Raw genomic sequence first — 20,784 nt, forward strand, 5'->3', positions numbered from 1 at the left:
TCCCCTATTTATGACGTTTACCACCTTGGGCTACAGGCGCAGCCCAGGGTGACTGTCGGGGGTACTTAAGCCAAGGTGGCTTTAGCTTTCTCGACAATCGCAGCAAACACCGCTTTTTCGTTCACGGCCAGTTCAGCCAGAACCTTACGGTCGATTTCGATGGACGCTTTTTTCAGGCCAGCGATGAAACGGCTGTAAGACAGACCGTTAACACGTGCACCAGCGTTGATACGAGCGATCCACAGAGCGCGGAACTGACGTTTTTTCTGACGACGGTCGCGGTAGGCGTATTGGCCTGCCTTGATTACCGCTTGCTTGGCAACACGGAATACGCGTGAACGCGCGCCGTAGTAGCCTTTAGCGAGTTTCAGAATTTTTTTGTGACGTTTACGGGCAATGACGCCACGCTTTACACGAGCCATGAGTTACTTCCTCTATTCTTGATCCAAAATTAACGAAGGCGCAGCATGCGCTCGACTTTTGCCACGTCAGACGGATGCAGCAAGCTGCTACCGCGCAGTTGACGCTTACGCTTGGTCGACATTTTGGTCAGGATGTGGCTCTTGAAAGCGTGCTTGTGCTTGATACCGTTAGCAGTTTTCAGAAACCGCTTAGCAGCACCACTTTTAGTCTTCATCTTTGGCATGTTCGGATACTCCGCATTCAGTTGATAAACATAATCAGAAGGCCTGCCGTGCCCTGTTGATTACTTCTTCTTTTTCGGGGCGATGACCATGATCAGCTGGCGTCCTTCCATCTTAGGATGCTGTTCGACCGAACCGTACTCGAGCAGGTCAGCTTCAACCCGCTTGAGGAGTTCCATCCCCAGCTCCTGGTGGGCCATCTCACGGCCGCGGAATCGCAAGGATACCTTGGCCCTGTCCCCATCACTCAGGAAACGTACCAGGTTGCGCAGTTTTACCTGGTAATCCCCTTCCTCCGTCCCTGGACGAAACTTGATTTCTTTTACTTGAATCTGCTTCTGGTTCTTCTTCGCCGCGGCAACCTGCTTCTTCTTTTCGAAGATCGACTTGCCGTAGTCCATCACCCGGCAAACGGGTGGGATTGCATCGGCGGAGATTTCCACCAGGTCCAACTTGGACTCTTCTGCAATACGAAGCGCTTCATCAATCGAGACGATGCCAATCTGCTCGCCGTCAGCGCCAATTAACCGAACCTCGCGTGCCGAGATATTCTCGTTGATCGGGGCTTTCGGTGCAGCTCGTTTATCTTGTCTCATTTCACGCTTAATAATAATTACTCCGAATCTGGGCGACCACGCCGGGAAACCGCTTGCGCGAGGAACTCAGCGAACTGGGCGACGGGCATCGAGCCCAGGTCAGCACCTTCACGAGTACGCACAGCGACAGTCTGCATCTCGACTTCCCGATCTCCGATAACCAAAAGATAGGGAACCTTGAGCAAAGTATGCTCGCGGATTTTAAAGCCGATCTTTTCATTTCTCAAGTCGGACTTGGCACGAAATCCGCTTTCGTTGAGAGTTTTTTCAACTTCAGCAGCAAAATCCGCCTGTTTATCAGTGATATTCATGATCACTGCCTGAGTCGGAGCCAGCCACGCAGGGAACGCACCCTCGTAGTGCTCGATCAGGATACCGACGAACCGTTCGAACGAGCCGAGGATCGCCCGGTGCAGCATAACCGGGTGTTTACGACTGTTATCTTCGGAGACGTATTCGGCTCCCAAACGGATCGGCAGGTTAAAATCGAGCTGCAAGGTACCACATTGCCAGACACGGCCAAGGCAATCTTTCAACGAGAACTCGATCTTCGGCCCGTAGAAGGCCCCCTCACCCGGCTGCAGATCGTACGCAAGGCCCGCACTGTCTAGCGCTGCGGCCAGGGCCGCTTCGGCGCGATCCCACAGTTCGTCGGAACCGACGCGTTTTTCCGGACGAGTGGACAGCTTCATCTCGACTTCGGTAAAGCCGAAATCACGATAAACGTCCATGGTCAGCTTGATGAACGCGGCGGATTCGGCCTGCATCTGCTCTTCGGTACAGAAGATGTGGGCGTCGTCCTGGGTGAAGCCGCGTACCCGCATGATGCCGTGCAACGCACCCGATGGCTCGTTACGGTGGCAGGCACCGAACTCGGCCAGGCGCATCGGCAACTCGCGATAGCTCTTCAGGCCTTGATTGAACACCTGCACGTGGCATGGGCAGTTCATCGGCTTGATGGCGTAGTCGCGGTTTTCCGACTGGGTGGTGAACATATTGTCGGCGTAGTTGGCCCAGTGCCCGGATTTCTCCCACAGGCTGCGATCAACGACCTGTGGGGTCTTGATCTCCAGGTAACCGTTGTCGCGCTGAACCTTGCGCATGTACTGCTCGAGCACTTGGTACAGGGTCCAGCCGTTCGGGTGCCAGAACACCATGCCCGGCGCTTCTTCCTGGAGGTGGAACAGGTTCAGGCGCTTGCCGATCTTGCGGTGGTCGCGTTTTTCGGCCTCCTCAATGCGCTGGATATAGGCGGCCAGCTGCTTCTTGTCAGCCCAGGCAGTGCCGTAGATGCGTTGCAGTTGCTCGTTCTTCGCGTCGCCGCGCCAGTAGGCACCGGACAGCTTGGTCAGCTTGAAGGACTTGAGGAAGCGCGTGTTCGGCACGTGGGGACCACGGCACATATCGACGTATTCTTCGTGGTAGTACAGGCCCATGGCCTGCTCGTCCGGCATGTCTTCCACCAGGCGCAGCTTGTAGTCTTCGCCACGCGCAGTGAACACGTCGATCACTTCGGCGCGCGGAGTGACTTTCTTGATGACGTCGTAATCTTTTTCGATCAGGGCGTGCATGCGCTGTTCGATAGCGGCCAGATCGTCCGGGGTGAAAGGACGCTCGTAGGCGATATCGTAATAAAAGCCTTCGTCGATGACCGGGCCGATCACCATCTTCGCAGTCGGATACAGCTGCTTGACCGCATGGCCAATCAAGTGCGCGCAGGAGTGGCGAATGATCTCCAGCCCCTCTTGATCCTTGGGCGTGATGATTTGCAGGCTGGCATCGGAGGTGATCAGGTCGCTGGCGTCAACCAGCTTGCCATCGACCTTGCCGGCCACGGTGGCCTTGGCCAGGCCAGCACCAATGGATGCGGCGACCTCGGCTACGGAAACCGAATGATCGAATGAACGTTGACTGCCGTCGGGAAGAGTAATAGTTGGCATGGCGCCTCCTCTCCTAGTGGTGACCCCTACCAAAGGTCACGTGGGTTGGGATGAGCCAGTACAAGATCCAACACCAGGCCGTTCAGTGATGAACGCCTGCCTTACAGCGGCAGGAGCCTTTCGGCCAACCGATAATCGAACCACAGTGACTGGAGTGAGCTGAAAAGAAACATGGCAAGGCGGCAAATGGCGCGCCCGGAATTAGCCAGGCCGAAGATGCTAGCACAGATGAACGGTCATCGCGCCGGCAGTATCCGCTGCAAAGACAAATTCCAGCCTTTATAGCTGCAAAAGTGAACTTGAGCTGTACGCCACACCTCAAACCCACTGAGAATCGCCGTTCGTCCTCGAATCAAAGGAGCATCCCATGATGCGTTTTACCTCGACCCTCGCTTTCGCCGCTACCCTGAGCCTCCTTTCCCTCGGCGCGCAGGCTGCCGCTCCATCCAATTGGCCAGCCGGTGCCCGTGACAGTTTCGTCAGCGACTGCAGCGCGGCCGCCAGCCAGAACGTAGACGTCAAGACTGCCAAAGCCCACTGCGAATGTGGCGCCGACAAGATCAACGCCGAATTGAGCACTGCGGAAATCAAAGAGCTCATGACTAACCAGAACGCCAGCCCGGAGCTTAAAAACAAGGCAGTCGCGGCTATTTCGTCCTGCAAAGTCGTGAAGAAAAAGTAAGATCGGGCCTTGATCAGACGGCCGTTTTGGCAGGAAAACAGCCTGAAAACTGCCATTTGGCACAAATTACGCAGCTTTTACGGCTTTTTTTACCAGCTGATATTTCGCGCCGAAGCCCCGTAGATCGGGGCTTTCAGCCGACACAAGTAGCAAACGCAACGCTATTGATTAGCAAACAATGCCTTGGGGGGGCTCCCAAGCCGAACATTTCGACTATGATAGCCCAGTGTGCCCAGTTGGCCTGAGCAGCACAGCACTACTGAAAATATATGTTTCTTGGAGATACACCATGTCTAATCGCCAAACCGGCACCGTTAAATGGTTCAACGATGAAAAAGGCTTCGGCTTCATCACTCCTCAAGGTGGCGGTGACGACCTGTTCGTACACTTCAAAGCTATCGAAAGCGACGGTTTCAAAAGCCTGAAAGAAGGCCAAACCGTTTCCTTCGTGGCTGAGAAAGGCCAAAAGGGTATGCAAGCTGCACAGGTTCGCGGCGAGTAATTCTCCGCTGAGCTAAAAAAACCCCGTCCATGTGACGGGGTTTTTTATGGGCGTTGCAAAAGCCTGGAAACGATCAGCCGCAATTAACGCGTGTGATCACCAGGTTGTCATCGGTGTTCAGGTTCAGCCGGTCGGAGCGGTATTCCAGCGTGATCATATCGTTGGGCTTGAGGATCCGCGCGTTCTGTGCGCCAGCACGGGTACGGGCCTGCTCCAGCAACTGCGGCGAGGCTTTCTGGCCAATGCTGAATTCGGCGGCCTTCGACTCACAGCGGCTATGACCGGCATCGGTCACGGCGGCGTCTTTGGCTGGCTCAGAGGCACCCGGGGTGCTGCAACCCGCCAACGCGAGTGCTGCCAACAAAGTACCGAATGATGCGAGCTTCCAAGGCATGAAGCCTCCTATTGAAAAATGAACAGAGATCGTGCGACAGCGGTCTGGCTGATAGGTTTCAAAACGTAAACCGCCGATAGGTAAGTCTGCCCGACTATCAGCAGGCATTCGCCCGATCAATCGTGACCAAATATGAGCGCAATCAGTAGACGTCGATGTAATCAAACGGCGGCTTCGGCCAGTTCTGCTTCAGCGCATTGAAAATCTGTGTAACCCAGACCTCGTCGCTGGCCGCGACATTGCCGACATAACCGGAACCCTTTGCCCAGGTCTCCAGGCGGAACAGCAGGCCATCGATGTCAGTGCCTCCCACCACCCCAGAAGATATGTAGGCAATTCCGGCCCTGGTTACACGCAACTGGGTATGCTCGTCATCACTGGCACTGGCGATCAGTTGACGCACGGCGGTCAGTGTCAGGTTCTCGGGGTTATTCAAATCGATCTGCACGCGGGGTCCCCCGGCAATTAAACAGGAGGACAGTGTCGCACAGCACCTGCTTCATGCCTAAGCAGCAGTGCCAAACCCCGCGCAAAATGATTAACTGCGCCGGTTAGAGCCGCGTTCCAGCGCATTGCCCAGCATTTCAATCCGTGAGACTTCCATGACCACCGTAACGCTCCAAGCCGACATCAAAGCCAAATGGCCCCAAGGACAAAGTTCCTACAGCCCAGGAAGCCCGGAGGAACTGGCAATCATCGGTATCGACCTGCTGGTCAAGGAACTCGGCACCCAGGCGGCACAGGCGTTCATCGGCCAGGTATTCGAAAAATACCCGGCCGATCACATGGGGGCACCAGACCCCGAGCGCGAATAAGAACCGGCTGGCGAACGTCGACCGGGTTACTTCAAGCGTGCCAGGCGCTCGGTGAGCAGATCGAAGAAGCCTTGGGCGTCGCCGTTCTCAACCCAGAACACATTTTTTGTCTGCTTCAGGCCGTCGTACCAATCAACGATGGTCTGGCCGAAGGTCGGGCCTTCGCGGCTGTCCACCACCATATTGGCCTGACGCCCTGTGAACAAGGACGGCTTGAGCAGATAGGCGATGACAGTGGCATCATGTACCGGGCCGCCCGGGATGCCGTAGTGTTCCATATCGCCCTTGACGTATTCATTGAGAATATCGCCGACGACCTTGCTCGCGTTGTTGTTGATGTCGGCGATCTTCTTCAGGCGCGCCTCGCTGGTCAGCACCTTGTGGGTCACGTCCAGCGGCAGGTAGGTCAGCTTGACGCCACTCTTGAGCACAATCTCGGCTGCAATCGGATCGGCGAACAGGTTGAACTCGGCAACCGGGGTGATATTGCCGCCGTTGAAGTGCGCGCCCCCCATCACCACCACTTCCTTGATGCCTTGGGTGATTTCCGGGTCCTGGGTCAAGGCCAGCGCCAGGTTGGTCTGCGGACCGAGCATGGCAATGGTGATGCTGTGAGGCTTGGCCGCACGCAGGGTCTTGATCAGGTAATCAACGGCGTTGCCTTCGGCCAGGCCCTTTTTAGGCTCATGGACGGTGACGCCGGAAATACCTTCTTTGCCATGGATGTTCTCGGCATAGATCGGTGTGCGCAACAGCGGCTTGGGTGCGCCGGCGTACACCGGGATTTCTTCACGCCCGGCCCACTCGCGGGCCAGGCGCGCGTTACGCGAGGTCTTGTCCAGGCGCACGTTGCCGGCGACGGTGGTCAGTGCACGAATGTTCAATTCCTCCGGGGAAGCCATGGCGAAGAGCAAGGCCACCACGTCGTCGGCACCTGGGTCGGTGTCGATGATCAAGTCGATTTTTTCCGCCGCTTGGGCGCTGGCAGCAGTGAGTGCGGACAAAAGCAGGACACTCCGAAACAGGTTTTTCAGGGTTGGCAGACCACGTTGCATAAAACACTCCTTGTCGTTGGGAAACTCTAGAAGGTTACGCCGGAGACCAGCGCGATATTGCAGTAAGGCTGGCACTCGCCGGTACGCACGACAGCGCGCGCGCTACGGCTCAGTTGCTTGAATTGTTCATGGCTGAGCAGACGTCGCTCGCCGAGGGCGGCCTGTTCAGCCAAAGCGTTCAGCTCCGTCAGCGCGGGTGGCTGCTTGAGCAGGATTTCTTCCGCCAGCACGTGGCTTTCCACCTGCATTTCACTGAGCACGATACGCAAGGTGCTGATGAAGTCGGGAATGCCCTGGGTCAGCGCCAGGTCGATTAACTCGACCCCGGGCGGCACTGGCAGGCCGGCGTCGCCGATCACCAGGATGTCACCATGGCCCAGGGATGCGATCAACCGCGACAAGGCGATATTGAGCAGAGGCGTCTTTTTCATAAAAGCACAAAACCTTGAACGTCATGCAGCGTAGGAATGGAGGGTTGCGCACCAGCACGGGTGACTGACAAGGCTGCCGCGACCTGGCCGAAACGGATGGCCTCGGCTTCACTTTTGCCACTGGCCAGTGCTGCGGCAAAACCACCGACAAAGGTATCGCCGGCAGCGGTGGTATCCACCGCCTTGACCTTGGGCGCCACCAGGTGCTCAAAGCCCTGGCCATCGGCAAACAACGCACCTTGGGCACCCAGGGTAATAATGACTTTGCCAGCTCCCGCCTGGATCAACCGTGTCGCCGCGACCTTGGCACTGTCGAGGGAGTCGACTGTCACGCCGCTCAGTGCGCTGGCTTCGCTTTCGTTGGGAATCAGGTAGTCGACCGAGGCGTACCAGTCGGCGGGCAACGGGCCGCTGGCCGGCGCCGGGTTGAGGATCACGGTCTTGCCCAGTTCACGACCGCGCTTGAGGGTGTAGCCCACGGTATCCATCGGCACTTCCAGCTGGCAGATAATCACATCGGCAGCCTGCAGCACCGCATCGGACGCCTGCAGTGAGGCGGGTGTCAGCTCGCCGTTGCTGCCGGCAACGATCACAATCGCGTTCTGGCTGCTGTCGTCCACCACAATCAAGGCCACGCCACTGGAACCGTCCACGGTGCTCACCGCCTGGCAATCGATACCTTCCACCAGCAAGGCGCCACGCAGTTCAGTGCCATAGGCATCGCTACCGACACAGCCGATCATTGCCACATCCGCACCCAGTCGCGCCGAGGCCACTGCCTGGTTGGCGCCCTTGCCGCCAGGCACCGTGGAAAACGTCTGGCCGACCAGGGTCTCACCGGCACGGGGCAGCCGACTCGCGCGGGTGACCAGGTCCATGTTCAAGCTGCCTATTACCACTACTTTTGCTGGCATACATCAGTACTCATCAATTCGGTTCAGCGGTATTGGGCGAACACACCGGCGACGGGCGCCGTCGATTCACGCAACACGATGCTCGGCGTCACGATGCGTTGATCGATCGGCAGTTGGGGGGTTGCAATTCGTCGCAGTAAAAGCTCGGCCGCGGTCTCGCCCAGTTGCAGGATCGACTGCCCGACCGTGGTCAGCGCCGGGTACACGTAGCGGCCCATTTGAATGTCATCGAAACCGATCACCGACAGTTCACCGGGCACGCGGATATTGCGCTCCGCCGCCGCGCGCAACACGCCGAAGCCGATCATGTCGTTGCTGGCAAAAATCGCGCTGGGCGGGTTCTGCGCCAGCAATTGCACGGCAGCAGCATAACCGCCGGTGCTGGTGAAGTCGCTTTCCTGGATGCGATCGGCCACCACCGCCACACCGGCTTCATGGAGCGCACGCTGGTAACCCGCCAGGCGCATTTGCGCGACGCGGGTGTGGGCCGGGCCGCCGATGCAGGCGATGTCCCGATGCCCCAGCTCAAGCAAGTGCCGGGTCGCCAGGTAGGCGCCCTCCTCGTGGTCGATGCGTACCAGGTCGACATCGATGCCATCCAGAGCCCGGTCGACAATCACCATGGGCGTGCGCACGGCGCTCAAGCCTGCGGCGAGGCCGCTGTCATCACCGCCTACCGAAGTCACGATCAAGCCATCGACGCGCTTCTCCAGCAACACCCGTAAATAGCTGCGTTGTTTTTCCGCGTTGTCGTCGGAGTTGCAGAGAATCACGCAGTAGCCGTTACGCTCACAATAATCCTCGATGCCCCGGGCCAGCTCGGCAAAATACGGGTTGAGGCTGTTGGGCACCAGCAATCCGATGGTGGCCGTGGTCTTGGCCTTGAGCGAACGCGCGACGGCACTGGGCACGTAGTCGAGCTGTTTGATCGCCGCTTCAACCTTGATCCGTACCGGCTCGCTCACCGGGCGCGTCTTGTTCACCACATGGGACACGGTGGTGTAGGAAATACCTGCAATCGCGGCCACATCCTTGATCGTTGCCATGGTTCAGCCTCGCCGACTGGCACGACGGCTGCGATAAGTATCCAGGACCACGGCGATCACGATCACGGCACCGGTGATGATGCGCTTGGTGGGCTCCGTGGCACCGATCTGCGCCAGGCCGGCGGCCAATACCGAAATAATCAACACACCGAAGAAGGTACTGATCACCGAACCACGCCCGCCCATCAGGCTGGTGCCGCCGATCACCACTGCGGCGATCACTTGCAGCTCGAGGCCGGCACCGGCATTCGGGTCTGCCGCTTCCAGGCGCGAAATCTGGAACAGCGCCGCCACACCGGCCAGCAGGCCCATAAGACTGAACACCAGAATCTTGTACGGCTTGGGATTGATCCCGGCCAGGCGTACGGCTTCTTCGTTGGTGCCGATACCGATCAGGTAACGACCGAATACGGTGCGGGTCAATACCAGCTGGGCGGCAATGATCACCAGCAAAGCGATGATAAACGACGGCGAAATGCCGAAGGCGACCGGGTTGGACAGCCAGGCAAACGAATCGCCGATATAGGCCGTACGCGAGCCGGTCATCTGGTACGCGACGCCACGGGCCATTTCCAACACGCCGAGGGACACGATAAACGATGGAATGCGCCAGGCCACCGTGATCGAGCCGGTAATAGTGCCGGCCAACGCGGCGCAGCCCATGCCGAGCAAGGCAGCCGGCAAGACACTCCAGCCCCACCCGAGAATCGCCACGCTGACCGCCGATGCCGCCAACGCCAATACCGAGCCCACCGACAGGTCGATACCGCCGATGATCAGGATGAAGGTCATGCCCACCGCCAGCACCATCAGGTCAGGAATCTGGTTGGCCAGGGTGCTGAACGTGTCATAGGACAGGAAGTGATCACTGAGCACCGAAAACAGCGCGATCATCGCCAGCAATGCACCAGCCAGCCCCAGGTAGGTGCCCAGGCCGTAGAAGTTGCCGCCGGTTTTACCGGGGGAAGTTGTTAGTTTCATGGGGTATCCCTAAGCACTGCGTCGTTGAGCAGCGCATCACGTTTCTGATAGCCGGCAAAGGCGGCGGCGAGCAATTCGTCCTGGGTCCAGCTGTCGCGCTCGAAGGTCTCGATCAAGCGCCCGGCGGACAGCACGCCGATGCGGTCGCAGATCAGCATGAGTTCACGCAGGTCGCTGGACACCACCACCAGCGCCTTGCCCTGGCGAGTCAATTCACCCAGCAAGGCATAAATATCGAACTTGGCACCGACATCAATGCCACGGGTGGGCTCGTCGAACAACATCACCGAGCAGTCGCGCTCCAGCCAGCGGCCGATCACCACTTTCTGCTGGTTGCCACCGGACAGTTCGGACACCAATTGCGCCGGGCTGGAACTGCGGATCCGCATGGCATCGATCTGGCGCTTGGCCAAGGCAGTTTCATCGCGGCTATTGACCAGGCCGCCAGCGGAAATTTCCGGCATGTTGCCCAGTGCGATATTCGCACTGATCGACTGGGTCAGCAGCAGCCCTTCGCCCTTGCGGTCCTCGGTGATCAGGGCAATGCCATGACCCACGGCATCCACCGGCGAGCGAATATTCACCACCTGGGCCGGCGAACCCAAAGCCACAGTGCCGCTGTCGGCCAGGTCGGCACCGAAGATAAGCCGCAGTAACTCTGTACGACCGGCGCCGATCAGGCCGGAGATGCCATATATCTCACCGGCACGCACTTCAAAGGATACGTCGCGGACTTTGTCCGAGCGGGTCAGGCCCTTCACGGTCAGGGCTGGGCCGCCGATGTTGCGCGGCCCCAGGTCGATGTGTTCTCCCAGCTCCCGGCCCACCATCAAGGTGACCAGTTGTTCGCTGTTGTAATTGGCCATCGGCTCGACGCAGACCAGCTTGCCGTCGCGCAATACCGCAATGCGCTGGGCGACACGGGCCAGTTCTTCGAGCCGGTGCGAAATATAAATGATCGCCACGCCCCGGGCCTGCAGGCGGGTGATTTGCTCAAACAGCATCTCGACTTCGCGGGCCGTGAGCATCGCGGTGGGCTCGTCGAGGATCAGCACATGGCAGTCGCCGATCAGGTTGCGGGCGATCTCGACCATCTGTTGATGGCCGATGCCGAGGCTGCCGACCAGGGTGTCCGGGTCGATGGCGTCCAGGCCGACCTGGGCCATGGCCTCGATCGCGGCTTTGCGCAATTGCTTGCGGCTGATCCAGCCACAGTGGCTGGGCAGGTTATCCAGAAACAGGTTTTCGGCCACGGTCAGCGTCGGCAGCAGATTGAGTTCCTGCATGACCATGCGCACGCCCAACGCTTCAGCCTGGGTACGGCTGGCCGGACGGTAATCCTGCCCCTGGAATTGCATGTGCCCGGTGGTCGGGGTGACCAGCCCGCCGACGATCTTCGACAAGGTACTCTTGCCCGCGCCGTTTTCACCGGTCAGCGCCAGTACTTCACCACGGTTAAGCGTGAGGGTAATGTCGGCCAGAACCGGTTGGGCATAGGTCTTACCGATACCGCTGACCGAGAGGACAGCGTTCGGAGCGGAAGATGACATAGGAAAATCTCCAGGCGTCCGCCCAGGACGGGCGGACGCTGTTGGGTGCTGCCAGGATTACTTCTTGAGGACGAGTTCGACCGGGGTTTCGATCATGCCATCCTTGGCATCGACTTTCTCACCCTTGACCAGCTTGAGGGCGTTCTGGATACCGAACACCGCTTGCTGCGCAGCCGCCTGGTCGGCGGTCGCCAGAACACGACCGTCCTGCAGCATCGGCTTGATGGCGTCGATGTTGTCGTAACCCACCACCAGCACCTTACCGGCCTTGCCTGCAGCACGTACGGCGGAGACTGCGCCCAGGGCCATGTTGTCGTTACCGGCCAGCAGCGCCTTGAGGTCCGGGTGTTCGCTCAGCATGGCCGAGGCCACTTTCTGGCCCTGGTCAATTTCCCAGTTGCCGGATTGGGTGGAAACGATCTTCATACCGGCAGCGTCCATCGCATCCTTGAAGCCCGCGGTGCGCTGCTGGGCGTTGGTGGTGGTCGGTACGCCTTCGATAATGCCGACCTTGTCGCCGGCAGCCAGTTGCTTGGCCAGGTAGTCGCCCACCAGTTTGGCGCCTTTGCGGTTGTCGGGGCCGACGAAGGGAATATCGAGGTTTTTGCTTTTCAGCACGTCCGGGTCCAGGCGGTTATCGATGTTGACGATCTTGATCCCGGCTTTAGAGGCATCCTCCAGCACTTTTACCAGTGCCTTGGAATCAGCAGGCGCGATAACGATGGCATTGACCTTGGCCAGGATCATCTGCTTGACGATACCGATTTGCGCGCTGGTATCGGTTTCGTCCTTGATGCCGTTGGTGATCATGTCGAAATCGGCGGCGTGATCTTTCTGATACGCCTTGGCACCGTCCTGCATGGTCACGAAAAATTCGTTGGCGAGGGATTTCATCACCAGGCCGACCTTGGGTTTGGCGGCAGCGTCATCAGCGAATGCAGGGGAGAAAGGTAAGGCGGCGGATGCGGCAGCAAGCACAGCGACAGCAAGAAGACGTCCAGCGAATGGCAGCTTCATGGGTTCACTCCGATCTTATGATTATTGTGAGCAACGCGTGCACCGAAGTGTGCTTCGGCGGCCCTCCCACCCGGGTGGCTGATACGAGCTGACAGGAGACTCTAATCAAGGGTCTCATGAAACATCTCGCAAACGTTTGCGTTAGCCAAACTATGAGAACCTTGTCGAGATTTGTCAACGGTAGAACATGGCCTTTCATGCAAGACCTCCAGCCCCGGCTCTCCCGTCCTGCGAAGGCCGCTCTTAAACATCTGCCACGTTCGGTCGTTCTCTGAAACGACAGGTTTTGGCGCGGCACTCAGGATTCTTTCGTCATAACTTTCGGACAACCGAACGCCACACCTCAGGTTGTTCGGAAAGCCGGACATCCAGCAAGCAAAACCTCATCGCTCAATCAATAAAAATTTATATATATCAACAAGTTAATTTATATGCTCGAACATATTCGGCATGGTACAGATCCTGCTCCTACACAGCGCCTGGAGGCATTCAGCAATGCCCAGGTGTTCTAGATGAACCTGCTACAGCACTCATCAAAAACCAGAGAGAAAAATAATGAAATCTGCATTGAAGAACTTTGTTCCGGGGGCGTTGGCCCTTCTGCTGCTATTCCCCGTTGCCGCCCAGGCAAAGGAGGTTGAATCCAAGACCAAACTGTCCAACGTGGTGATCCTCGCCACCGGCGGCACCATTGCCGGCGCCGGCGCCAGCGCCGCCAACAGTGCGACGTACCAGGCTGCCAAAGTCGGTATCGAGCAATTGATCGCCGGTGTTCCTGAGCTTAGCCAGATCGCCAATGTGCGTGGCGAGCAAGTGATGCAAATTGCGTCCGAAAGCATCAACAACGAGAACCTGCTGCAACTGGGTCGCCGCGTCGCCGAACTGGCCGACAGCAAGGACGTGGACGGCATCGTGATCACCCACGGTACCGACACCCTGGAAGAGACCGCCTACTTCCTGAACCTGGTGGAAAAAACCGACAAGCCTATCGTGGTGGTCGGCTCCATGCGCCCAGGCACCGCCATGTCGGCCGACGGCATGCTCAACCTGTACAACGCCGTCGCCGTGGCCGGCAGCAAGGACGCACGCGGCAAAGGCGTACTGGTGACCATGAACGACGAGATCCAATCGGGTCGCGACGTCAGCAAGATGATCAATATCAAGACCGAAGCCTTCAAGAGCCCATGGGGCCCGCTGGGCATGGTCGTTGAAGGCAAGTCCTACTGGTTCCGCCTGCCGGCCAAGCGTCACACCATGGACTCGGAGTTCGACATCAAGAACATCAAGAGCCTGCCCGATGTTGAAATCGCCTACGGCTACGGCAACGTGAGCGACACCGCCTACAAGGCACTGGCCCAGGCTGGCGCCAAAGCCATCATCCACGCCGGCACCGGCAATGGTTCGGTGTCATCCAAAGTGGTTCCTGCGCTGGTGGAATTGCGCAAACAAGGTGTGCAGATCATCCGTTCTTCCCACGTAAATGCCGGGGGCATGGTGCTGCGTAATGCCGAACAGCCGGACGACAAATACGACTGGGTCGCCGCCCTCGACCTGAACCCGCAGAAAGCGCGGATTCTGGCAATGGTCGCCCTGACCAAGACCCAGGACAGCAAAGAACTGCAACGGATGTTCTGGGAATATTGATTCCTGCTGACATCTCTGTAGGGGCGGGTTTACCCGCCTCTACCTCCTGCGTAAATCCCGCAACCAACACCTCCCCGCCTTACATCAACTCGCCTAAATCGCCGTCAGACGAACTTATTGAATTTTAAGCAGTTGCGAAATTGCCTACAGTTAAATACTGTATGCACGTACAGCTTATTAAGGAACACTCCGTGGCAAAGTCCTCTTCCGCAGCCCTAACCCCACCTGATGCCTACGAACGCCTGGCCATTCGTGTGCAAAAGATCATCAACTCCACCAACGCCCAAAAAGCCAAGGCAGCCTTGATCTTCCGCTTGCCGGACGAGCCAGAAGACGAGTGGCAGCGCTTGCTGGAGGAAATCGCGGAGAACGACAACGTCACCCTCGCCTATCGGGATGACGGCGGCGTGCAGATTTTCTGGGTTGTGCCGAAGGAAGATTGATTCAATGAGTGCCCGTTTTATTGCAGTGTGCTGCCTGCTTTTTGCTGTCACTGCCCATGCCCAGGCGCCCCGAACCTTCAGCGAAGCCAAAAAGGTCGCCTGGAAGCTGTACGCGCCACAATCCACCGAGTTCTATTGCGGCTGCAAATACACCGGCAACCGCGTTGACCTGAAAGCCTGCGGCTACATCCCACGTAAAAACGCCAACCGTGCCGCGCGCATCGAGTGGGAGCACATTGTTCCGGCCTGGCAGATCGGACATCAGCGCCAGTGCTGGCAGGACGGTGGACGCAAGAACTGCACCCGCCATGACGACGTATTCAAGCGTGCCGAAGCGGATCTGCACAACCTGGTGCCGAGCATCGGCGAGGTCAATGGAGATCGAAGTAACTTCAGTTTTGGCTGGCTGCCGGTGCAAAGCGGGCAGTACGGTTCGTGCCTGACCCAGGTGGATTTCAAGGCCAAGAAGGTCATGCCGCGCCCGTCCATTCGCGGGATGATCGCACGCACGTATTTCTACATGAGCAAGCAGTACGGCTTGCGCCTGTCGAAACAGGATCGCCAGTTGTACGAAGCCTGGAACAAGACCTATCCGGTACAAGCCTGGGAGCGCCAGCGGAACCAAACGGTGGCGTGCGTGATGGGGCGCGGCAATGAGTTTGTCGGCCCGGTTAACCTGAAAGCCTGCGGTTGAACAGGGGCGGCAATGCCGCCCAATCAGCGGTTACTGCGCGGCCTTGTGCTCGATGATCTCGGACACCGTGTCAGTTTTCTTGGCCCGCGCCATCTTCTCGTTGAGCAGCGTCTGCTTGGCCTCGGCCTCGGCCCTGGTTGCAAATGGCCCCAGCAGCACTTCGTCCTTGCCGTCGACCTTCACGATGTAAAAACTGAACCCGTGTTCGAGCAACCAGGCGGTCAGGTCGGTGATTGCCTGCAGCTTGTGGTCCGGCGGGCCTACTCGCAGGTCCCATTCCTGGGCAGCAATCGCGCCGGTTTGTGGCTGGCTTTCGGTTACGGCAGGCTTGGCCTTGGGGGCATCGACGCTTTTGCCTTCACCGCAACCGGCCAATGCCAACACCGCAATTGCCATCGCTACTTTACGCACTGCCCTGCTCCTTCAACGGATAAAGAGGCGACTTTATCATTCACTGTCTATTCTGGCCGTCATAAACGTTGGCTTAAACAATGCGAATGATGTATCCCAGACCTGTATGATGCCGCCATGGGAATTAATGTCGCCTCTATGCGTCCTAAAAGAGGCAGTCACAGGGACGCGCTTAGCAGTAAGCTACACACATACGACACCTGCCCTGCCTGAACATGTGTCCTTAAAAGTAATCAAGGAGAAGTCCATGCTTATACTCACCCGCAAAGTCGGTGAAAGCATAAACATCGGTGATGACATTACGATCACCATCCTGGGCGTCAGCGGCCAGCAAGTACGAATCGGCATCAACGCACCCAAGGATGTTGCCGTGCATCGCGAGGAGATTTACCAGCGCATCCAGGCCGGTCTGTCCGCTCCGGACAAAAACCAGACGCCTTGAAGCGCCCTCAGTAGCCAGCCCTTTCGTTCACTGTAACGGCTGGCGAAAACCTCTTTGGTCTGCTTTTGTCTCTGTTGCGCGAAGCGCTTTTTGCCGCATGCCCATCCATGCATCAAGATGAAACTATCTTCACGCCTGGAACTTATTACACCCTTTGCAACCGAATCCTCTGACTGATGTCCCGCCATCCGTGTGCACTTAGGAGCACGTCGATGCTGCCAGGCAATGCCCAGCCATTTTTCTCCAGATCCTGGATGATCGCCCTGCTGACGGGGCTGGTCTTTGTCGGCTTGGAATATGGCCTGAAGCTTGAAATAGAGGGCGCCGAAGCGCCCCGTTCGCGGCTGGACCTGGTACTCCTGCTGTGTGGCTACCTGTTCATGTTCTGCCTCAAGCCCATCCAGATGGCCGTGCAGCGCAAGTTGTGCCAACGCATCGTGCGCAAAACCGTACGCTGACGCCCACCCCCGATTCGCTTTCAGATCGCTGGTATTTACAGCCTCGCAGCAGGACCTATCCTTGGGTGTGTTTGCACAGTCAGTAGAAGGTGCCGGTACAGATGGACACGCTCACTAAAACCCAAATCGAATCTGAATTGGCAGCCCGCCTGCCCAGCTACACGGTCACCTGTACGCTGCACGCCGACGGCACCCTCTCGGCCGTGCTCAGCGGTCCGGAGACCGACCACTTCGCAATCACCGGAATCGTGCGCGCGCATTATCGCGGTGCCGAAGCGATTGCCCGGCTCGCCAACGAGATTCTCAGGGAGATGGTGCTGTCACGCCAAGGCATGCGCAGTGATCGAATGCAGGCGTCGCCTGATCCAGCCACCCGCGAAACAGGCCGAGTCCGGTAGCCGGCTCGGCCTTGCTGCGTCAGCCCGTCGCGCGCGCCAAGTACAGCAAGCCATCAGCGCTGCGTTGCACCTGCAGCTGTTCATACCCATCGATCGAAGGATGCTCCGTCGCCATGGGCTTGAGGTGCGTCGAGGTCACGACCATCACATCCGCGCCAGCCGCCTCCCCTGCACGGATCCCCACCGTCGCATCCTCAAACACCAGGCAATCCTGCGTCGACACCCCCAGGCGCTGCGCACCGAGCACATAACAGGCAGGGTTCGGCTTGCCGATAGCCACGTCTTCAGCCGTGACCAGCACCGCTGGCGGTGTAATACCTGCCGCTTGCAGTCGACGCAACGCCAGTTCCCTGGGTGCAGAGGTGACCAGCGCCCACTGATCGCCGGGCAAGCGGTTCAGAAACTCGACGGCACCGGCAATCGCAACGACACCTTGCACATCATTGATTTCAGCCTCGGTAATCCACTGCGCTTCAACCTCCGGGTCGACGCCGGGCAAGGCCTGGCGCGTGATGGTGTCGATCGCCCGGGCGCCATGGATCGTGGCCAGGAACGTCGCCACCTCCAGCCCATGGCGTTCAGCCCAGATGCTCCATACCCGCTCGGCGGCGGCAATCGAATTGAGCAGAGTCCCATCCATATCGAACAGAAAGGCGCGGTAAGGGCGGGTAAATACGGCTGAACCTCGGATGGACACTGCGGGGTTTCCTCGTGAGCTGAAACGAATAATCGACGCAATGCAATCTACGGATCACCTGGCGGCTTGTAAACGCCAACGACGCCGGCAATAACACGGCGGCGTCGAGCGCCATGCGGGCGACACCGCCAGCTCAATCGAGGGCGCCATTGAGGACTTCGTAGATGATGCCCGTCGCGATGGCCACCAGTATCAAGTCGGTGCCCGCCTGCTGCCACTCGTACCCATCGTAATGGGGCAAGCGGCCCAACAAACGCCCGTCCAGTTTCTTGGCAATGCCCGGCGGCAGCGGCTTGCCGCGGGCCAGGTTCTTCTGGATGCCAGGCGGCAAGGCGGGCCCCGGGCTCCAGTAGTCGCGATAACCGCCCAACACATTCAGCACGCTGCCACGGTCTACACTGGGGCCGCGACTGCCTGCTGCACCCTTGCCCTTGGGCTTGTCATGCCCCTGTCCGCCGTGACCATTGCCTTTATCGTTGCCTTGCCCCTTGCCATTGCCTGGATCAGCCAGGGCCATACCGCCAGCGGCAAACAACACAAGCGAAAGCGCAACAGACACGAATTTCGGGCACTTGATCATGGCGATTATCCAACACAGGAATGTAGCTGAACTGTAGTCGAGGTTATCGCACCCGTGGGACGTCAACTCACCTGACCGCCCACTTCCAGCACATCCACCGGGGTATTCCACGCCGTCGACACCGCGGTGCGCAGCCCATCGACCAGGCCCGCTCCCAGCTGGTTCGGCACGTGGATAAAACCACTGCGTACACCGGTGCCCGCGAGTTCGTGCTGCAAGCGGTAGAACACCTGGTTGCACACGAATGTGCCCGCCGTCTGCGATACCGACACCGCAATCCCTGCCTCGCGCACCGCCCTGGCCATGGCCTTGATCGGCAGCGTCGAAAAGTACGCCGCCGGGCCGCCGACCATCACCGCCGTGTCGATGGGCTGCTCCCCCAGATTATCGGGGATGCGTGCATCGTTGACGTTGATCGCCACCCGCTCGATGGATATTTCGCTGCGCCCGGGGGCCAACCCAGTGGCGATGACCATCGCCGGACGCAGTTCACTGATCAGTTGGAGCAGGCATTCACCCGCCGTGGCAAACGCACAGGGCAATCGGCGCGCAACAATGCGCACATCATCGTCGAGTTGCACGCCATCCAACTGGCGCACCGCTTCCCAGGAAGGATTCACCAGGTCTTGATCAAAGGGCTCGAACCCCGTCAGCAATACAGTTCGCATCGTCGCCTCACATCAACACATAAAGCAGGACAATATTGACCACCAGCATCATCAACGCGGTCGGCAGTTGCGCCTTGATCACCGCGTTCTTGTCCGGCAACTCCAGCAACGCCGCCGGCACGATATTGAAGTTGGCCGCCATCGGCGTCATCAGCGTACCGCAGTAGCCGGAGAACATACCGATGGCGGCCATCACCGCCGGGTTACCGCCGTAGATACCCACCAGCACCGGCACGCCGACGCCCCCGGTCATCACCGGGAACGCCGCGAAGCCATTGCCCATGATCACCGTAAACAGCGCCATGCCCAACACGTACACCATGACCGCCACCAACTTGAAATCCAGGTTGATGTAGGTGGTGGTGACATGGGCGACAGCCGTGCCGACACCGGCTTCATTGAACAGCAGGCCAAGCATCGCCAGCATCTGCGGCAGCACCATGGCCCAGCCCAGGGCCTCGGTGAGTCGCCGGGATTCGCGCAAGGCTTGCACCGGGGTATCACGGGTCAGCCAGCACGCCAGGCCGAGGGCGATCAGGCAGCCGATGCCGAGGGACACGAAGGTGGTGTTTTTCGGATCCAGCAGCGGTACCCCGCCAATCTGGGTGTGCTTGAGCAAGACCGAACCGATCACGGTGGTCAGGGGGATCGCCAGCGCCGGGATAAACAGCTTGTGCCCGAGGCGGCCGGCACTGGCGCGCGAAGCCTTGTCATGCAACTCAGCATGGGTGCCACGGCCGACGCCGCCCAGGCCGGCGATCAGCGCCATCACCACCACTCCCGCACCGACCACCACCGAGGGCAGGCGCTCCCCCACCAGGAACGGGATGGCGAACAGCAGCCAGAACAGTGCGCTGGACCAGCGCTTGGGATGGGTTCGATCCAACAGGATCATGCCGGCGGTGATCAGCAGCAGGACCCCGGCGAGCCAGTACAGGTATTGGATAGAGATGATCATAGCGCGGCCTCCACAGGGGTCGCGGCGGTCGTCATCTCGCGGGTCAGTCTTCGGTCAAACCGATGAAGTCGGAGCGCGTGAATGATAAAGGCGCAAATCGCCGTAGGAATACCCCACACCGCAATGTGCAGCGGCTCCACATCAATCCCCGAACCGAGCAGGAAGGTATGCATCAACGCAATCGCACCAAAGGCGACGAAGATGTCCTCACCAAAAAACAGGCCGACGTTATCGGTGGCGGCGCACATGGCCAACACCTTGTGACGCAGTTTGTCCGGCAGTTTGCCGTAGCGCTTTTCCGCCGCGCCTTCGGCCATCGGGGCCAGTAGCGGGCGCACCATCTGCGGGTGCCCGCCGAGGCTGGTCAAGCCCATGGCTGCAGTGGATTCGCGTACAAACAGATAGATGATCAGCAGGCGTCCGACCGTGGCGCGCTCAAACCGCGCAATCCAGTTCTGCGCGTGCAGGCGCAAGCCGTGGCGCTCCAGCAAACCGATGACGGCGAGGGGCAACAACAGGATCAATTGCAGGGCGCGAGTCTGTAGGAAACCATCCCCCATAGTGGCGAGGATTTTCTCCAGCGGGAAGTGGGCAGCGAGCCCGGTGGCGATAGCTGCGGCGGTGACCACCAACAGCGGATTGAAACGCAAAACAAAGCCAACCACGATCACAAGTACGCCGATCAACGGCCATAAGTTCACAACAGTTTGCATGGCGGAGAGGTCCTTAAGTGCGCGCTGCGGCGCCATTACAGCAGGATGTGAACAAAGGGTTCACAGCAGGAAGTGGCGTGCAGTCGGCTCGGTTTTTTATTGTTGGCCCGT

28 protein-coding genes are annotated in these 20,784 nt (G+C 58.9%); 9 read left to right on the forward strand and 19 right to left on the reverse strand.

The features are described 5' to 3' along the window. Nucleotides 1-65: 65 nt before the first annotated feature. From rplT to thrS, 4 genes are read right to left on the reverse strand one after another with little or no spacing between them, the layout of a single operon-like run. Nucleotides 66-422: a 50S ribosomal protein L20 gene (gene rplT / locus F6S08_RS20825; RefSeq protein WP_003174975.1), complete on the reverse strand. Its 357-nt coding sequence runs from the start codon at nucleotides 420-422 to the stop codon at nucleotides 66-68. Nucleotides 423-451: 29 nt separating this feature from the next. Next, entirely contained in the window at nucleotides 452-646 is a 195-nt protein-coding gene (rpmI, locus tag F6S08_RS20830) for a 50S ribosomal protein L35 (protein ID WP_002553160.1), read from the reverse strand. 60 nt (nucleotides 647-706) lie between these two features. Continuing rightward, entirely contained in the window at nucleotides 707-1,258 is a 552-nt protein-coding gene (gene infC / locus F6S08_RS20835) for a translation initiation factor IF-3 (RefSeq protein ID WP_015884933.1), read from the reverse strand. After that, complete coding sequence (gene thrS, locus F6S08_RS20840; RefSeq protein ID WP_048719014.1) at nucleotides 1,258-3,180, reverse strand: threonine--tRNA ligase; 1,923 nt, start codon at nucleotides 3,178-3,180, stop codon at nucleotides 1,258-1,260. Before thrS ends, infC begins: the two co-directional genes overlap by 1 nt. Nucleotides 3,181-3,547: 367 nt before the next feature. Between thrS and F6S08_RS20845 the strand changes: the two genes are divergently transcribed. After that, complete coding sequence (locus F6S08_RS20845) at nucleotides 3,548-3,862, forward strand: hypothetical protein (RefSeq protein ID WP_027604109.1); 315 nt, start codon at nucleotides 3,548-3,550, stop codon at nucleotides 3,860-3,862. A gap of 289 nt (nucleotides 3,863-4,151) precedes the next feature. Beyond that, nucleotides 4,152-4,364 (forward strand): cold-shock protein, encoded by a 213-nt coding sequence (locus F6S08_RS20850; RefSeq protein ID WP_003234260.1) that lies wholly within the window; start codon nucleotides 4,152-4,154, stop codon nucleotides 4,362-4,364. A 73-nt stretch (nucleotides 4,365-4,437) separates the two neighbouring features. On the opposite strand, the gene F6S08_RS20855 is transcribed toward F6S08_RS20850, so the two are convergent. Together F6S08_RS20855 and F6S08_RS20860 are read right to left on the reverse strand one after the other, a co-directional pair. Continuing rightward, nucleotides 4,438-4,758 carry an I78 family peptidase inhibitor gene (locus F6S08_RS20855; RefSeq protein ID WP_027604108.1) on the reverse strand — a complete coding sequence of 107 codons (321 nt, stop codon included), beginning with the start codon at nucleotides 4,756-4,758 and terminating at the stop codon, nucleotides 4,438-4,440. Nucleotides 4,759-4,900: 142 nt separating this feature from the next. Continuing rightward, entirely contained in the window at nucleotides 4,901-5,206 is a 306-nt protein-coding gene (locus F6S08_RS20860) for a hypothetical protein (protein ID WP_074847312.1), read from the reverse strand. A gap of 154 nt (nucleotides 5,207-5,360) precedes the next feature. On the opposite strand from F6S08_RS20860, the gene F6S08_RS20865 reads away from it, so the two are divergent. Then, entirely contained in the window at nucleotides 5,361-5,573 is a 213-nt protein-coding gene (locus F6S08_RS20865; RefSeq protein WP_027604106.1) for a hypothetical protein, read from the forward strand. A gap of 26 nt (nucleotides 5,574-5,599) precedes the next feature. Here the strand turns inward: F6S08_RS20865 and F6S08_RS20870 are convergent, their stop codons facing one another. The 7 genes from F6S08_RS20870 to F6S08_RS20900 are packed head-to-tail and all read right to left on the reverse strand — an operon-like array spanning nucleotide 5,600 to nucleotide 12,567. After that, the gene (locus F6S08_RS20870; protein WP_315872280.1) at nucleotides 5,600-6,628 is read right to left on the reverse strand and encodes a nucleoside hydrolase; all 1,029 of its coding nucleotides are present in this window, start codon (nucleotides 6,626-6,628) and stop codon (nucleotides 5,600-5,602) included. Between the two features lie 26 nt (nucleotides 6,629-6,654). Then, the gene (gene rbsD, locus F6S08_RS20875) at nucleotides 6,655-7,059 is read right to left on the reverse strand and encodes a D-ribose pyranase (RefSeq protein WP_065927260.1); all 405 of its coding nucleotides are present in this window, start codon (nucleotides 7,057-7,059) and stop codon (nucleotides 6,655-6,657) included. After that, nucleotides 7,056-7,973: a ribokinase gene (gene rbsK / locus F6S08_RS20880; protein WP_065927259.1), complete on the reverse strand. Its 918-nt coding sequence runs from the start codon at nucleotides 7,971-7,973 to the stop codon at nucleotides 7,056-7,058. The genes rbsD and rbsK overlap by 4 nt, the downstream gene beginning before the upstream one ends. Before the next feature lie 23 nt (nucleotides 7,974-7,996). Continuing rightward, a complete protein-coding gene (locus F6S08_RS20885) occupies nucleotides 7,997-9,019 on the reverse strand; it encodes a LacI family DNA-binding transcriptional regulator (RefSeq protein ID WP_065927258.1) in 1,023 nt (340 codons plus the stop codon). 3 nt (nucleotides 9,020-9,022) lie between these two features. Further along, entirely contained in the window at nucleotides 9,023-10,000 is a 978-nt protein-coding gene (locus F6S08_RS20890; RefSeq protein WP_315872281.1) for an ABC transporter permease, read from the reverse strand. Next, nucleotides 9,997-11,550 carry a sugar ABC transporter ATP-binding protein gene (locus F6S08_RS20895; protein WP_137212876.1) on the reverse strand — a complete coding sequence of 518 codons (1,554 nt, stop codon included), beginning with the start codon at nucleotides 11,548-11,550 and terminating at the stop codon, nucleotides 9,997-9,999. The genes F6S08_RS20890 and F6S08_RS20895 overlap by 4 nt, the downstream gene beginning before the upstream one ends. A 57-nt stretch (nucleotides 11,551-11,607) precedes the next feature. Further along, nucleotides 11,608-12,567, reverse strand: coding sequence for a sugar ABC transporter substrate-binding protein (locus F6S08_RS20900; protein ID WP_027604099.1), 960 nt, complete (start codon nucleotides 12,565-12,567; stop codon nucleotides 11,608-11,610). Nucleotides 12,568-13,122: 555 nt separating this feature from the next. On the opposite strand from F6S08_RS20900, the gene F6S08_RS20905 reads away from it, so the two are divergent. The 3 genes from F6S08_RS20905 (at nucleotide 13,123) to F6S08_RS20915 (ending at nucleotide 15,348) form a co-directional block, all read left to right on the forward strand. Further along, nucleotides 13,123-14,211 carry an asparaginase gene (locus F6S08_RS20905; RefSeq protein WP_010209102.1) on the forward strand — a complete coding sequence of 363 codons (1,089 nt, stop codon included), beginning with the start codon at nucleotides 13,123-13,125 and terminating at the stop codon, nucleotides 14,209-14,211. A gap of 191 nt (nucleotides 14,212-14,402) precedes the next feature. Next, nucleotides 14,403-14,654, forward strand: coding sequence for a DUF1654 domain-containing protein (locus F6S08_RS20910; RefSeq protein WP_174562738.1), 252 nt, complete (start codon nucleotides 14,403-14,405; stop codon nucleotides 14,652-14,654). Nucleotides 14,655-14,658: 4 nt separating this feature from the next. Further along, nucleotides 14,659-15,348 (forward strand): endonuclease, encoded by a 690-nt coding sequence (locus F6S08_RS20915; protein ID WP_027604097.1) that lies wholly within the window; start codon nucleotides 14,659-14,661, stop codon nucleotides 15,346-15,348. Nucleotides 15,349-15,378: 30 nt separating this feature from the next. Here F6S08_RS20915 and F6S08_RS20920 read toward each other — a convergent pair whose 3' ends face one another. After that, on the reverse strand, nucleotides 15,379-15,744 hold the full coding sequence (locus tag F6S08_RS20920; protein ID WP_065927254.1) for a penicillin-binding protein activator LpoB: 366 nt from the start codon (nucleotides 15,742-15,744) through the stop codon (nucleotides 15,379-15,381). Between the two features lie 262 nt (nucleotides 15,745-16,006). Between F6S08_RS20920 and csrA the strand changes: the two genes are divergently transcribed. The 3 genes from csrA (at nucleotide 16,007) to F6S08_RS20935 (ending at nucleotide 17,057) form a co-directional block, all read left to right on the forward strand. Beyond that, nucleotides 16,007-16,201: a carbon storage regulator CsrA gene (gene csrA, locus F6S08_RS20925; RefSeq protein WP_027604095.1), complete on the forward strand. Its 195-nt coding sequence runs from the start codon at nucleotides 16,007-16,009 to the stop codon at nucleotides 16,199-16,201. A gap of 212 nt (nucleotides 16,202-16,413) precedes the next feature. After that, entirely contained in the window at nucleotides 16,414-16,659 is a 246-nt protein-coding gene (locus F6S08_RS20930; protein WP_027604094.1) for a hypothetical protein, read from the forward strand. Nucleotides 16,660-16,760: 101 nt separating this feature from the next. After that, a complete protein-coding gene (locus F6S08_RS20935; protein WP_027604093.1) occupies nucleotides 16,761-17,057 on the forward strand; it encodes a hypothetical protein in 297 nt (98 codons plus the stop codon). 19 nt (nucleotides 17,058-17,076) lie between these two features. Here F6S08_RS20935 and F6S08_RS20940 read toward each other — a convergent pair whose 3' ends face one another. From F6S08_RS20940 to F6S08_RS20960, 5 genes are all read right to left on the reverse strand, one after another. Further along, nucleotides 17,077-17,754 (reverse strand): HAD-IA family hydrolase, encoded by a 678-nt coding sequence (locus F6S08_RS20940; protein ID WP_065948013.1) that lies wholly within the window; start codon nucleotides 17,752-17,754, stop codon nucleotides 17,077-17,079. A 133-nt stretch (nucleotides 17,755-17,887) separates the two neighbouring features. Continuing rightward, nucleotides 17,888-18,334, reverse strand: a complete 447-nt coding sequence (locus tag F6S08_RS20945; protein ID WP_065927252.1) for an anti-virulence regulator CigR family protein — start codon at nucleotides 18,332-18,334, stop codon at nucleotides 17,888-17,890. A 62-nt stretch (nucleotides 18,335-18,396) separates the two neighbouring features. Further along, nucleotides 18,397-19,002 carry a pyroglutamyl-peptidase I gene (gene pcp, locus F6S08_RS20950; protein WP_315872282.1) on the reverse strand — a complete coding sequence of 202 codons (606 nt, stop codon included), beginning with the start codon at nucleotides 19,000-19,002 and terminating at the stop codon, nucleotides 18,397-18,399. Nucleotides 19,003-19,009: 7 nt separating this feature from the next. After that, nucleotides 19,010-19,960, reverse strand: a complete 951-nt coding sequence (locus F6S08_RS20955) for a DUF979 domain-containing protein (protein WP_065948012.1) — start codon at nucleotides 19,958-19,960, stop codon at nucleotides 19,010-19,012. Continuing rightward, nucleotides 19,957-20,673, reverse strand: a complete 717-nt coding sequence (locus tag F6S08_RS20960) for a DUF969 domain-containing protein (RefSeq protein WP_065927249.1) — start codon at nucleotides 20,671-20,673, stop codon at nucleotides 19,957-19,959. The genes F6S08_RS20955 and F6S08_RS20960 overlap by 4 nt, the downstream gene beginning before the upstream one ends. Nucleotides 20,674-20,784 lie beyond the last annotated feature (111 nt).

Origin of the sequence: Pseudomonas sp. JV449, from assembly GCF_032424295.1 — a bacterium.
In the GTDB taxonomy this organism is placed as follows: Bacteria; Pseudomonadota; Gammaproteobacteria; order Pseudomonadales; family Pseudomonadaceae; genus Aquipseudomonas; species Aquipseudomonas marginalis.